The following is a 13,986-nucleotide window of genomic DNA, read 5'->3' as shown; positions in this document are numbered from 1 at the left end:
TCACGTACGGTTTGATGAGGAGGGGCAGAAATTTTCTGCCCTTTACTCTAGCACTGATGAAAGGGGAGCGACGACTTGGAATCCTGCAAAACTACAGTATTTTTTCCACTTGGTGGGTAATATCGGGAAAATTCCTGCATGGGTACATCATTTTTCTCGGTTCGTGTCCAATCCAAGCGATAACAGACAAAATTGGTGCATTTTTGCAGGATTCACTCGTTCGAATAGCGAGGTCTATGAAAATGCTGTAATTTTGCAGCATTTTGGAGGGGAGAGGAGCTAAGTCCATATAATTGTGTAAAAAGAAAATGGCAAAAAAAGAGCCATAGCGGGGAGAGGTATAATCGGCCCGGACGAGTGCAAAGGCGAGTGTGAGCGTAGCTGATCCTGGCACGCTCCGGACGCTCGAGAGGGGAGGATGAGTGCGGCTCTTCCCGGGGGCGGCCGTCGGCGGCGTCTTCTTGGGGGTGGAGAGCCTTGGCGCAGACAAAGGCGAGACAGCGGTGCAGACAAAGGCGAGACCGTGGTGCAGACAAAAGTGAGACAAAGGCGCGGAGCACATGGTGGGCAGGAGGTTTTTTTTATGGCTAGCGGATTGCTTTGTTCTCAAAAAGGTGATACACTTTCGTTAAACGATGATTTAAACATTGTTTAAAAGAATGTTTTCTTTCATTTTCAAGAGAGTATTTTCTTTCATTTTTTAGAGAATGTTCTCCTCCATTTTTCAAGAGAATGTTTTCCTCCATTTTATGTTTTGCTTCAGTTCAGCGCGACCAAGACCAACGCGAATTGGGAAAGTGTAATGATCTTACATGAATTCAGAATAAGGAGGGGTTCGATGACACCGCCAGACCAGAGCAATGATACGAAAGAGAAGATTTTGCAGACGACATTGGACGTCATCAAGCGGGAAGGATTCGACAGCGTGACGGTTCGCAAGATCGCGTCCCGTTCCGGCACGAACATCGCGCTTGTCAATTACTATTTTGGTTCCAAGGATAAGCTGATCAACGAGGCGATCAAGGGCTTGCTGATCGGCTTTCGCGATACGTTCGATGTGCTGGATGACGTATCTGTGCCGCCGAAGGAGCGATTGAAATTCTTTTTGGCCCGCTATGTTCAGGTCATCCAGCAATATCCTGAGCTGGTGCTTCACACGATAACCGCCGGCTCGGCGATGTTCGCGTCCCAGCATGAGTATGGGGAATTTTTGCGGGCCACCGGATTTCATAAGCTGCAAAAGGTGCTGACCGAGATGACGGGGGAGGAACGGCCTGACTTGTTAATGATGATGATTACGCAAATTTTCGGCGCCATTTTTCTCCCAGCATTAATGAAGCCGCTGCTTGAATCCGGGGCCGGAGTCAAGCAAGCTCCTATCGATCGGCAAATCGATTTTTTGTTTGAACGCTATTTTCCAGAACAGGGAGAAGCAAAGGAGCGAGGGGAATGAAATTTCTAAGAGGTTATTGGCAGGATCTGGGTCTCGTTGTCGCCTTCTTCGTATGCATTAGCCTGCTGGTAAGTGGAGATCGCACACCGGAAATCGAGATTATCTTATGGCTCAGCTTCGTGGCGATATTGGTGCATCAATTCGAAGAATATCGGTGGCCAGGTTATTTCGGAGGGCTGTTTAACGGTGTCATTTTTCGAAGCGAGCATCCAGAGCGCTACCCGCTGAATACGCAATCCGCCATGATCATCAACCTCGGCATCGCTTACCTGTTTTATCTTCTTCCCATCTTTGTACCGCATCTCATCTGGCTTAGGCTTGCTCCCGTCTTCATGGGTTTCTTTCAATTTATTTGGCACGGAATCTTTGCTAACCTCAAGGCGAAAACAATATATAACCCCGGCTTGGGCGCCGTCCTGCTGTTTCATTTTCCGATCGGCGGCTGGTATATCTATCATATCGTGACTCACAATCTGGCAAGCGCGTGGGATTGGGTTTTGGGGACGGTATATTTTACGATCGCCGTCTATCTTTTCATCATCAAGGGGAATATGTGGCTGAAGGACGAACACTCGCCCTATGCGTTTACTCCGAAGCAGCTTGGCCCTTACAAATTGTCCGCAAAAACGAATAACGCAGCGCGGTGATCGGGACGAGCGAACGTTCGCAGCGGATACTCGCGTGACAAGGTCCATCTTCTTCAGCCCGTTCCGTAATTGAAGCGGCGTTGATGCTTGTGAGACTTTCTTGTGAGACTTTTACTTAAATAAGTTAAGCGTCGTAATAATGATTGGCATAGCGAACACATCAATCAGAAAGGCGCCGACAATGGGAACGATCAGGTACGCTTTGTGGGAAGGGCCGAAGCGCTCCGTGACCGCTGCCATATTGGCCATCGCATTGGGCGTGGCGCCGAGGCCGTGGCCCGTGAAGCCTGCGACCATTACTGCGGCGTCATAGTTTTTGCCGAGCAGGCGGAACAATATGAAAATACCGAACAGGACGATAAATACGACCTGGACCAGCACGATGACGAGGATCGGAAGCGCCAGATCGGCTACCTCCCACAGCTTGATGCTCATGAGCGCCATGGACAGGAAAATGCCAAGCGTAACGTCGCTAATCAGGTTGATGCTTTTCATATCGATGGCTTGTGGCTTGAATTTATCCACGATGTTGCGGACGATGACGGCGACGAACATGGCCCCGACATAGCCGGGCAGGACAAAGCCGGTGGCCGACGAGAACAGATCTCCCAAATACGTCCCGAACGCGATGCAGAAGGTAATAAGCAAGACTTGAATAAAGAAAGTATGAGTCGTAATCGGCTGCGCATTTTCTTTTACGTCCACAGTCTCCTCAGTGGCTTCGGACGGTTTCAGATTGTATTTGCCCAGCAGATACTTGACGGTCGGGCCGCCGACCAAGCCGCCGGCGATAAGACCGAACGTAGCGGCCGCAATCCCGATGGACAGCGCAGACGGAATTCCCATCTCTTCAATCGTTTGTCCAAATGCGGTTGCGGCTCCATGTCCGCCTTCCATAGACACCGCGCCGGCCATCATCCCGATCAGAGGATGGATGCCGAATAGGGAAGCGAGGGAGACGCCGATGACGTTTTGCGCCAGAGCGAGAAAGCCGCAGGCAAGCCAATAGATGACGAGCAGCTTGCCGCCTAATTTGATGAGCTGGAAGCTGGCGCCCAAGCCTACCGTGGTGAAGAACGTGAGCATGAATAGACTTTGGAGCGAGGTGTCTAATGTAATGGCTAGCAGTCCCGTCGTCTTCAGAATCGTAGCGCTAATGGCGAACAGTAGACCTCCGACCACGGGGGCCGGAATACAAAACCTTTGCAGCACGCCCGTCTTGTTGACAATGTATGTCCCGAGTACGAGCAGCGCGACCGCCAAAAATATCGTGTTCACTTGATTAAGTGCCAGTGTCATCGTTGTCCCTCCCTAAAATGGCCATGATGGCTTCATTCGTCAAGTAAGCACCTAACTTTACGGTTCTGCCCTGTTCGTCTAAGGCCGGATTCACTTCGCAAATGTCAAAAGAAAGCGCTTTCGAATGTGATGCTGCCGTACGAATGAGGCTGCGGACAATCATCGGATTCAACCCGAAAGGGGACGGAGCGCTGACTCCCGGCGCGAATGCCGCATTGATCACGTCGGTGCACAGGGTAAGCATCACATAATCGTGCTGGTCGATAAATTCGTGCAAGGCGGATGTAATCTCCTCCATCAGTCCTTCCTGCATCTCTTCCTCCAAAATATAGCCAGCGCCAAGCACGTCCGCCTTGTCGAACAGCTCCTGTGTATTGCCGAAGCGCTGAATGCCGAGCACAAAATAATGGCTGTTCCGGTCCTGCTCCAATATTTGCCGGAACATCGTGCCCGAGGAAGGCTGCTGGTCGTAAGCGCGCAAATCGAAATGAGCGTCAATGTTGATGATGCCAAGCGAAGCGTCTGCGCCGATATAGCGGCGGACCCCTAGATAATGCCCATACAGCGTCTCATGGCCTCCGCCTAATATAATCGGAGTAGCCGCTGCGGACAGGATGCGCGAGATCGCCTGGCCCAATGCTTCCTGGGCTTCTTCCAGATGTTCGCCGCGGCAGCTTATATTGCCGGCGTCGACAAGCCGATGGCCTTCCTCGGCTCTCCAAGGAATGCTTGCAAGCGCCCCCCGGATCGCATTCGGAGCTTGTGCCGCGCCGACCCTGCCCTGATTCCGCCGCACGCCTTCCTCGCATTCAAACCCGATGATGGCGCAAGTCGTGGCAGAGGCAGCAGAGGCAGTCTGCCATGTATCCAGATCGATCGGTTCCACGATTTGATGGTAGCGGAAGCTGCTTCTTCTCTCTGCATGATCCGTCCGTCCGGTCCACACATCAGATCCAACCTTGTTTTGCAATTTACCCATCCTCTCTCTGAGTTCTGATCTGTATTCGGTTGTTTGTATTATTATAAGATGACATTCTTATAATTTAAAATATATAATATTAATAAATTAATAGCTTGAAGCTATAAATAAGAAAGGAAGTTGGCGTTGGACATCAAGCAATTATTTTACTTTGTGACGGTTGCCGATCAGTTGAGCTACTCCAAAGCGGCGCAAAAACTGCATATTTCCCAGCCTTCGTTAAGCAACGCCATTAAAAATCTGGAGCATGAGGTCGGTTCGCCCTTGCTGGAACGAAGCACTCGAAAAATAGAGCTGACGGACGCCGGCAAAGTGCTGTATAACAAATCGCTTCAGCTCCTGTCCCATATGAACATTTTGAAAAAGGAGATGCAAGAGGTAAGGCTGACGGGGAGCGGGGAGCTTATCATCGGCATGATCGAGTCGGTGAGGCATTGGGTTCCGGAAGTCATTCGCGAATACCAGGGCCGGTTCCCTTCGATACGGATCAAGCTAATCGAGGTGTTGAGCCGGAAGGCGGTCATCGATTCCTTGCGGAAATATCATACCCATCTCATCATTACTAATCAGTGCATTGAGGAGGATGACATCGAGTCGCTTCCTTTATATAAGGAGAGATTGGTGCTCGTGCTGCACCGGGATCACCCCCTGTCAGCGAAGGAATCCATTACCTTTACAGAGCTGGCCGAGGAGCCTTTTATTATTAGCATGGAGGGGTTTCAGACGAGGGAGGATATTTTAGAAGCCTTCGCACTTGAAGAAGCATCCCCGAACATCCAATTTGAAATTGAACGCTTTGAGACGGCTTTGACACTCGTCCGAGAAAATTTAGGGGTGGCCATCATCCCTGAAAATTATCTGGTTGAACCGAAGGATGCCTCTATTGTCCGGAAAACGATGGATTCGCCTGCGCTCGAACGAACGGTGTATCTAACGTATATGAAAAACCGCTATTTGGCTCCCGCGGTCCAAAGCTTCCTGGAAGACATTCAACGGGGCTTCGCCCCAGACTAAAAAGCCAACGTCTGACGGACGGTGGCTTACGGCGCTTGCGATGGAGAAAATCTCTCTAGCGCTGATAAATCTGCCGGTAGCGGGCCGGCGTAATGCGCTCGAATTTTTTGAACGTTTTAATGAAATAGCTTGGTTCGCTGAACCCGAGATCGTTGCTGATCTGCGAGACGGACAGATCCGTTGTCTCCAGCAGTTGCTTGGCCCAATCCATCTTCAGGCGGGGGATGAACACGGAGAAGTTCTCTCCGGTCTCCTTCGTAAAGATGCGGCTGAAATAGCTCGGACTGACATGACAGAGGACCGCCATATCGGTCAGCTTCACATTTTCGCTTTTATGACTATAAATATAATCGAATGCCGGCTGCAGAATCGGGTTGGACGCTTCCGTTCTCTGCTGGGTCATGCTGTTGATGTGACTGTTAAGCAGCGTGTTTTCCAGTTCGCTTTTCATGGTCTGAATATTGCGGAACGCATGATCGGCCAACGAATCGATGACCGGGTTATTGCCGGTTAGCGCTTGCCGGTACATGTCGATGGTCGCGTTTTTATGAATCGCTTCCTCTACAATATAATTGCACAGATGATACAGCATCTCCGAGATCGTCACCACTTCGTCATACGACAGGACCGGCAGCGAATCGTAGTCCTGCTGCAGGGTGCGGAACTTGGCGTTGGCGACGGCATTGGAGGGGCGCGTCACGATCTGCTCCAGATCCATCGGGTTGTCGCGCAGCTTGACCTGACCGGCCATGATGGCGCCCATATATTGATTGTGCACGATAATCGGGATCGCAATATCGACAATATTGAAGTGGCAAAGGTAGATATAAGGCTTGTTCAGCCGCACCGCCTCCAGACCGCCCCGAGCGTCGCATTTTTGGCAGTAGGGCGACAGCGTCTCGTCCCGGCGTATCGCCTGGCAGAAGCTCTGGCAGTGGCTGTGCTTCGTGACGGGCACGCCTTTATAATCGGTCGTGATGACGGCCATTTTCGTAACGAGAGAGAGCGAGTCCTGCAGCGTCTGCCATTTTTCCATATCAATGATGCTGTCCAAATGAAACCGCGAGGTCATATTCACTCATTCTCCTTCCGTACGCTCTGAGCCTATTATAGCACATAATAATCGGATGACAGGACAAGATAATACTATTTTTGAATAAGAGAATAAGAAAATACGATGAGAAAGCGCTTTATTTTGCAGGGATAGTTCCATGATCTTGTACCCGGCCGCAACTATAATGGAAGTGGAAGTTCACACAACACAGAGGAGGATTACGCAAATGAGAAAAGCGTTTATCAGTCCAGCTAAATATGTACAAGGTGAAAATGAACTCTTGAATCTCGGATATTTTATCAAAACCTTCGGAAAATCGGCTCTGCTGATTGCCCATGCCGATGATGTGGAGCGCGTCAAGCCGAAGCTTGAACATACGATGAAGACATATGGAGTGACGCTAGTTGAGAGCGGTTTCAACGGGGAGTGCTCCCGTCAGGAAGTGCAGCGGTTGAAGCAGCTTGCGGCGGAGCATAATTGCTCCTGCACGATCGGGCTGGGTGGAGGCAAGGCGATCGACACCTCCAAATGCGTCGCGGAAGGCGAAGCGCTCATTATCGTTCCGACGATTGCGGCGACGGATGCGCCGACAAGCCATTCCGCCGTGCTGTATACGCCGGAGGGAGAGTTCGACGATTATGCTTATTTCAAGCAAAGCCCGACGGTCGTCATGATCGATACGACGGTGATCGCGAATGCGCCGACGCGGTTCCTGGTCGCCGGGATGGGGGATGCGCTGTCGACCTATTTCGAAGCGAGAGCGACGTCGAATTCGTATTCGCGAGTCAATGCAGGGCTGCCATGCGGCGAGCAAGAGGGGGTAGGTCCGGCAGTCGGCACCCGTGCCGCGCTGGCTCTGGCCAAGCTGTGCTATGAGACTTTGCTGGAGGATGGAGCCAAGGCCAAAGCGGCCTGCGACGCCAATCTGGTGACGCCTGCGCTCGAAAATATTGTGGAGACGAACATCCTGTTGTCCGGCCTGGGCTTCGAAAGCGGCGGTCTGGCGGCGGCTCATGCGATCCACAATGGCTTGACGGCGCTCGAGGGAACGCATCATTATTATCATGGGGAGAAAGTGGCCTTTACGACGCTGGTGCAATTGGTTCTGGAAAATGCGAGCACGGCGGAATTGAATGAGGTGCTGCAATTCTGCGTCAGCGTAGGCCTGCCGGTCTGTCTGGCCGATATCGGCGTGACGAGCGTGACGGATGAAGAGCTGCGGAATGTGGCGGCCAAAGCCTGCATCGCGGAAGAGTCGATTCATTCGATGCCGTTCCCGGTTAATGGAGAGATGGTGGTGGCCGCGATTCGCGTCGCGGATCAGATTGGCCAGCAATTTAAGCAAAAGGGTGAATAATCGTGAAGAAGATCATCAATAAGCCGGAGACACTTGTCCGGGAAATGTGCAGCGGACTGGTGCTTGCCCATCCGGAGCTGGAATTCATCAGCAAGTACAAGATCGTGAAGAAGAGAGAGCTGAACGGGGACAAGGTCACCTTGATCAGCGGCGGAGGAAGCGGTCATGAGCCGGCGCATGCCGGCTTCGTCGGGCAGGGGATGCTCGACGTTGCGGTCTGCGGCGACGTGTTCGCCTCCCCGTCCCAGATTCAGGTCTATCAAGCGATCAAGGCTTCCGCCAGCAAGAAGGGCACGCTGCTTATCATCAAAAATTACAGCGGCGACATTATGAACTTCAAAAATGCGGCCCATCTCGCGGAGGAAGACGGCATCAAGGTCGATTATGTGAAAGTGGACGACGACATCGCGGTGGAGGACAGTCTGTACACGGTCGGCCGCCGAGGCGTGGCCGGAACGGTGCTCGTGCATAAAATCGCCGGCGCCGCCGCCGAAGCGGGCCTGGAATTGGCGGATGTGAAGGCTGTCGCCCAACACGCGATCGACCGCACGAGAAGCATCGGCTTCGCCCTCACTTCTTGCACCGTCCCGGCCAAAGGGACGCCGACCTTCGAGCTGGGCGAGGATGAAATCGAGTACGGCGTCGGCATTCACGGCGAGCCCGGCATCCGCAGGGAGAAGATGCAATCGGCGGATGAGCTGGCGAAGAAAATGGTGGCGGATCTGTTCCGCGACATGAAGCTGGAGGATGGTTCGGCCGCGGAGCTTGCGGTGCTAGTGAACGGCTTCGGCGGCTCGCCGCTGCAGGAGTTGTATCTGCTCGCTAACGCGGTCGTGCGGGAAATCCGCAGTCGTGGAGTTTCCATCTTCAAGGTCTTCGTCGGCAATTATATGACGAGCATCGATATGGCCGGGGCTTCCGTGTCTTTGATGCGGCTCGATGAGCAGTTGAAGCCGTATTTGGAGGCGGACTGCGATACACCTGCGCTGCAGGTCAGCGGGCCGTTCGCGCCGCTGTATGTCCAGGAGGAGGCAGCGGAGACGGTGGAGAAGCAAGCGGTGTCTTACCGCTGCGAGACGGATCCTGCCTATGCGAAGATTGAGGGGAATGTGTTCTCGCTGAACAACTTGATCTATCTCACCGACAAGATGAGCGAGATTATTATCGAGAATGAAGTGCCCTTCTGCGAGCTCGATTCGCATGCCGGCGACGGCGACTTCGGCATGAGCGTCGCCAAGGGCTTCAAGCAATTGAAGCGGGAATGGCATGAGATTATGGCGCATCACGCCGGGAATATCGGCGAGTTCTTCCATGCCTGCTCCTTGGTCATTATGGAGCATTGCGGCGGCGCTTCCGGGCCGATCTGGGGCTCGGCGTTCCGGGCGGCTGGAAAATATGCCGGCGACCGTACCGAATTGACGGTACCGGAATTCGCGGGGATGATGCAGGCGGTGGTCAAAGGAATTCAGGACACCGGCGAACGCTCCTTCGGCCGCGGCGCGGTTGTCGGCGACAAGACGCTGATCGACGCGCTGGCTCCGTTCGCCGACGCCTGGGAGCGGAGCGCCGCAGCAGGCGACGCTCTGAAGACGGCTGCTGCCGCAGCGGCGGAAGCTGCCGTCCAAGGCGCGAAGCATACGGAGACGATCGTCGCCCGTATGGGCCGAGCGGGCACGGTTGGCGAGCGCAGCCTCGGCTACCCGGACGCCGGCGCTTATGCGCTCGGAGTGATTTTCACGGAGCTGGCGCGGGTGCTGGAGTAGCACCTGACCCCCGCCCCTGCTCTGCAGTTGCAGTTGCAGGGGCAGGTTCAGGTGCACAGGGGGAGCGCTGCTGGGCTTATGGACTGCCGGGCTTCCGGGGGGAAGTGCCCCGTCCAGGTGACCAATGCTGCAAAACTACAGTATTTTACTCCTTAGGGAGGCCGATTTGGTCAAAAAGCTGCACCAGCGCAGCTTTTTGACCTTTTTTATCCCGTTCGGAGCAAAAGTAGGGAAAATTCCTGCAGATTTGCAGGAATGACTATCGGGCAGCTAGTTATCTCGGAGAATACTGCAGCAGTGCAGCAATTTCTGAACTTTCGAGGGAGCAAGTCGCATCAACAAGTGTCTTTTAAACAAATTTACGTTTTCATTTCTTTGAATGTGCTGCAACGAAACGGATGTTATAGATGGCGGGATGAGTTACTCTAAGTGATTTCCAGCAAAACGCACGAAAATCATCAATAAAAATAGTTTTGTACATCGTTTTCTGAAAACAGTAGAGACACTTCGATCCGCCAGCAGGTGGAGGAGGTGTCTCTTTTTCTATGTACGATCATATTTCCAATATTGCACTCTGTAGGTATACTTAGGGGAGGGTAAGCGTTGTGAGTATGAATTTGGGAAAGTAGAGTGAAATGGAACTGGCGTTATAATTCGAATATGATGCTGAGCTTCTAGCGCCGACAGGTGAGATTATATGATATGCATTTATTTTCCCGTTCCTGTTCACACTCCTATGTTAATCAGGCAATTCGTGCAATATCGTTTTTGCAAAAAGTAGAATGGAAGATGGAACTCGCGGAGATCCGTAGGGGTCTAGCCTTGGTCTCCCCAAGGGAAGTGGAACCGACCAGTCTATCCTGCACCGACTAAGCGCATTACGTCCATTCTCGGGCCTTAAGTCAGCGAGGGTTCTTGAGAGTAACAACGTTAGGAGAAATGTTTAAAAGGAGCGAGGGCAATGATATGGGTAGAAATGTCAAAGGATGAAACACATGGGGGAGGTGAGTGGGGATTTACAAAATGTCTTTGGTCACCAGCATATAAATTAGTAAATGGTACTAGACGTTTATGGGCTTATTGGGATAGTTTAATGCGTGTAAGAGAAGGGGATATCATCTTACATTTAAGAGGAGACTCAAATTCCAAATTCCTGGGACATTCAATTGCTGATTCTGATGGTTTTATTACTACGTTTAGACCACCTACTCCTGGGTCAAATTGGGAGTACGCAGATACTTTTTATAGAGTAAATTTGAAAAATTACGAACCATTTGACCAGACAATCGAGTTAAGTACATTGCTTATCGAAAAAGAAAATCAATTGATGTATTATTTCAATATAAATAAAGCTAAGAATTCAGATGAAAAGAAACTTTTATTTTTTGTAATTCAAAATGGTAAGTTACGTAGACAAAACGGAGCATATTTATCAGAAGTAGACAGAGAATTATACAACATTTTATTCGGCAACAGTATTAATTCTACTGTTAGAGAAAGAAATGTAAATGGTCAGTCCAATACATACGAAAGTCATAGAACTTTGCCAATTAGAGTAGGACAAAGTGACTTCTCTAAAAATGTTCGAGATAATTTTGAACATATTTGTTGTTTTCCAAATTGTGAAGTTAGTGATAGAAGTTTTCTAGTTGGAGCACATATAGCTAGATGGTCTGATAATCCAGAATTAAGAGGAGAGACATCTAATGGATTATGTCTTTGTTTGTTTCATGATAAAGCGTTTGAAATTGGCTTATTTACTTTAGATGATAACTTATCTGTGTCTGTAAATATTGAACGTTTATCTAATTATCATAGTCCTATAAATCAGATAATTGAATATAATGGTCAACCTATTAAAAAATCCCGAATACCAATTAGTACTAGTTCTTTAAGATATCATTGGACAAGAATTGGATTTAAACCATGTAAATAATAGAGAACTCCGTCTAAAATTATATTCGGCGTATTTAACGCTCCTCGGTCCGCCCGAGGAGTTCGAGGCAGGAGAGTCATTCAGGCCAATTCTGCGAATTCACAGCTCCGGCTTGACTGAACCTAAGACTAAGGTTCAGTCAAATCTTAAGTCTCACGGCGTATTGAATACATCGAGAGTGTTATAACACATGTGAAAGTAACTCGGAGAATACATTTATTGAAAGGAATTTGATGAGGTCGGTTCAGTCGGATAACACCACATTCGCGCTTCGGCCAGCGGCGCCAACCTTGGTCTGCCCGAGGCAAATTTTGTAGGAAGTGGATTCAGAGAGACAACCCTGCACCGACTAAGCGCATCGCGCCCGGCCTTGTGTTCTTAAGTTGGTGATGGTTCGAGAATGCAAGAACGTTAGACGACATATCGGCAGGAGGACATATGAAACAAGAAGACATTTATTTAAGAACAGATGAAAGATCAGAAGCTTACAACGCCTTAATAAAAACAATACAATTTTTAGATGAAACAAATGAAGAAACTTACAATTGGAAATGGTTTTTGATCTCGCTACATAATTGTCTCCAAGCATTTATGGTTTTAGCGTTGAAAGGAAGTAGTTCGTTGTCCGTAATGAAACCACATCATGCAAGAAAATGGCTTAATTCATATGAAACAAATAACAGATACCACAAAGTTAAAATGGATCACTTTATAAATCTGTTTGAAAAAATTCAATCAGATGTAATGATGAAGTATACAGATAGCAAAATTTTTGCTTCAACAGAACAAATTTCTACTTCAATTCATGAGTTAAATGAATTAAGAAATAATTTTATTCACTATATGCCCAAAGGGTGGTCGCTTAATATTTCAGGATTACCATCACTAGGGCTAGATGTAGTTGGGATATTGAGATTTTTGGTAAATGAGTCAGGAAATATTGATTTTTTTGAAGTAGATCGTAAACAATATACCGAACAATTAATAGAAGAATTATCTCGAAAGTTAACTCAGATGAAGCATAAATACGTCGTCTAACACCGGATCTACTCTGCGGGCTTAGCACTTGGTTAACTAGAAGCAGTAAGCAGGGAAGCTAAGTTAGTGAACAACCCTGCGAGGCAAGTCCGCCTGATCCGATCGTTGTAACTCCCTTAGCCTCTCAGGTTCATAGATACAAAAACGTATACGACAGGCTCAGAAGATTTAAGAAAAGAGCCTTGAGGGCTCTTAATTCCTTGAAATATGTAATTCATTATAAAGATGTAAGGCATCTTTAAACCCTTGAAGTTATATATTACTTTCCAGAATTGCTTGTAATGAAAATTGAGCGTCTTCATAGAGGAATAGGGTATGTTGGAGGTTATCAGGATTCTCGGATTGTTTTAAAGTACTGTATAGATTCATTTGAAAGTTGCATGAAATCAGAGTCAGTATTTTTTAGATTACTATACATGGACTCTAATCGATTACGAATAAGTGGATCAATCATGATCTCTAATGAATTTATCAATTATGGCACCTCCTAATTTACTTTATATTTGCGAAATAAAATTTAGTTTTCTAAATAATATTTTATCATATTGAATTTTTGTGTCAAGAGAATATAAATATAATTTTGATTACATAAAGATTGTTTAATATAATTAAAGAAAAATTCAACTATACTAAGAGGGATTGGATAATGATAAGTTATAAACCACTACAAAAATTACTGATAGACAGAGATATTAAGAAGCAGGAATTATTAAGAATGACAGGAATATCATCAGCAACAATGGCGAAATTGAACACTAACGAATATGTTTCTCTAGAAGTAATTGATAAAATATGTTCTGCGTTAAATTGTCAACCTGGTGATTTGTTAGAACATATTCCAGAACATAATGAAGGATGAAAAAAGCAATATTAGGATGAGGGTTATTTCCATAGAAGGGCCCCGTCGTATAACAATGCACCTACGCTGCGGGGCATTTGCCCCCCTGGTTGTCAGGGGTAAACGCAAAAGTATGTTCAGTCAACACATGACCCTGCCTAAGATAGAGTTATCTAAGGCAGGGTCATGTCGTAGATGTTAAAACGTTAGGCGAAAATCCTTTAAGGAGAAGTACATGAAAAATTTTAAAGAAATATAGATGCAATTTTAAATTTAATCCTAAAATTATTTTTTATATGACATATTTTTTTGGTATTGAGACGAATTGAATTTTTTTACTATTCGGAGACGAATTAGTGTTAACTACTAAGTAGAAAAATTTAAACATGAGCATAAATAGGAAACTATTATAAAAAAGAGAGACTACTTAAATGAAGAAGCAGAGATAACACTGTATCTACGCTGTGGGCTTTGCCCTCGTTTCACAAGAAGTGGTAAGGAAAAGAAGATGTTTCAACGAACAACCCTGCGACGCTAAGTCCGTCGAACTTAGTCGCTGACGTTCCTTTAAGCCTCTCGGGCTCGTAGATATCTGAACGTTATACGAG

The 13,986-nt window shown here is 48.1% G+C and carries 12 protein-coding genes and 1 pseudogene; 9 read left to right on the top strand and 4 right to left on the bottom strand.

What is annotated here, in order from left to right; translation table 11 throughout:
- The 3 genes from DQX05_RS31380 to DQX05_RS07830 all read left to right on the top strand — a co-directional run.
- Positions 1-283, top strand: a 283-nt coding sequence (locus DQX05_RS31380; RefSeq protein WP_220483163.1) for a hypothetical protein, incomplete at its 5' end; no start/stop codon positions are given.
- A gap of 555 nt (positions 284-838) precedes the next feature.
- Entirely contained in the window at positions 839-1,453 is a 615-nt protein-coding gene (locus DQX05_RS07835) for a TetR/AcrR family transcriptional regulator (RefSeq protein ID WP_119792395.1), read from the top strand.
- Positions 1,450-2,100 carry an HXXEE domain-containing protein gene (locus DQX05_RS07830; protein ID WP_119792393.1) on the top strand — a complete coding sequence of 217 codons (651 nt, stop codon included), beginning with the start codon at positions 1,450-1,452 and terminating at the stop codon, positions 2,098-2,100. Before DQX05_RS07835 ends, DQX05_RS07830 begins: the two co-directional genes overlap by 4 nt.
- A 111-nt stretch (positions 2,101-2,211) precedes the next feature.
- Here the strand turns inward: DQX05_RS07830 and gltS are convergent, their stop codons facing one another.
- Both gltS and hutG read right to left on the bottom strand, forming a co-directional pair.
- On the bottom strand, positions 2,212-3,399 hold the full coding sequence (gene gltS, locus DQX05_RS07825; RefSeq protein WP_119792391.1) for a sodium/glutamate symporter: 1,188 nt from the start codon (positions 3,397-3,399) through the stop codon (positions 2,212-2,214).
- Complete coding sequence (hutG, locus tag DQX05_RS07820; protein WP_119792389.1) at positions 3,383-4,378, bottom strand: formimidoylglutamase; 996 nt, start codon at positions 4,376-4,378, stop codon at positions 3,383-3,385. Before hutG ends, gltS begins: the two co-directional genes overlap by 17 nt.
- A gap of 126 nt (positions 4,379-4,504) precedes the next feature.
- Here hutG and DQX05_RS07815 point away from each other — a divergent pair, with 126 nt between their 5' ends.
- Entirely contained in the window at positions 4,505-5,392 is an 888-nt protein-coding gene (locus DQX05_RS07815) for a LysR family transcriptional regulator (protein WP_119792387.1), read from the top strand.
- 55 nt (positions 5,393-5,447) lie between these two features.
- On the opposite strand, the gene DQX05_RS07810 is transcribed toward DQX05_RS07815, so the two are convergent.
- Complete coding sequence (locus tag DQX05_RS07810; RefSeq protein WP_119792386.1) at positions 5,448-6,464, bottom strand: PocR ligand-binding domain-containing protein; 1,017 nt, start codon at positions 6,462-6,464, stop codon at positions 5,448-5,450.
- A gap of 208 nt (positions 6,465-6,672) precedes the next feature.
- On the opposite strand from DQX05_RS07810, the gene DQX05_RS07805 reads away from it, so the two are divergent.
- From DQX05_RS07805 to DQX05_RS07795, 4 genes are all read left to right on the top strand, one after another.
- The gene (locus DQX05_RS07805; RefSeq protein WP_119792384.1) at positions 6,673-7,803 is read left to right on the top strand and encodes a glycerol dehydrogenase; all 1,131 of its coding nucleotides are present in this window, start codon (positions 6,673-6,675) and stop codon (positions 7,801-7,803) included.
- A 2-nt stretch (positions 7,804-7,805) separates the two neighbouring features.
- Entirely contained in the window at positions 7,806-9,566 is a 1,761-nt protein-coding gene (dhaK, locus tag DQX05_RS07800) for a dihydroxyacetone kinase subunit DhaK (RefSeq protein WP_119792382.1), read from the top strand.
- Positions 9,567-10,527: 961 nt separating this feature from the next.
- Entirely contained in the window at positions 10,528-11,502 is a 975-nt protein-coding gene (locus tag DQX05_RS30255) for an HNH endonuclease (protein ID WP_147385166.1), read from the top strand.
- A gap of 438 nt (positions 11,503-11,940) precedes the next feature.
- Positions 11,941-12,540: a hypothetical protein gene (locus DQX05_RS07795; protein WP_119792380.1), complete on the top strand. Its 600-nt coding sequence runs from the start codon at positions 11,941-11,943 to the stop codon at positions 12,538-12,540.
- 252 nt (positions 12,541-12,792) lie between these two features.
- Here DQX05_RS07795 and DQX05_RS31855 read toward each other — a convergent pair.
- A pseudogene (locus DQX05_RS31855) lies at positions 12,793-13,015 on the bottom strand (hypothetical protein).
- A gap of 171 nt (positions 13,016-13,186) precedes the next feature.
- Here DQX05_RS31855 and DQX05_RS07785 point away from each other — a divergent pair.
- Positions 13,187-13,399 (top strand): helix-turn-helix domain-containing protein, encoded by a 213-nt coding sequence (locus tag DQX05_RS07785; protein ID WP_119792379.1) that lies wholly within the window; start codon positions 13,187-13,189, stop codon positions 13,397-13,399.
- The last annotated feature ends 587 nt before the right edge of the window (positions 13,400-13,986 follow it).

The organism is Paenibacillus thiaminolyticus, assembly GCF_003591545.1.
Lineage (GTDB): Bacteria > Bacillota > Bacilli > Paenibacillales > Paenibacillaceae > Paenibacillus_B > Paenibacillus_B thiaminolyticus_A.
This window is presented reverse-complemented; position numbering and strand designations above follow the sequence as displayed.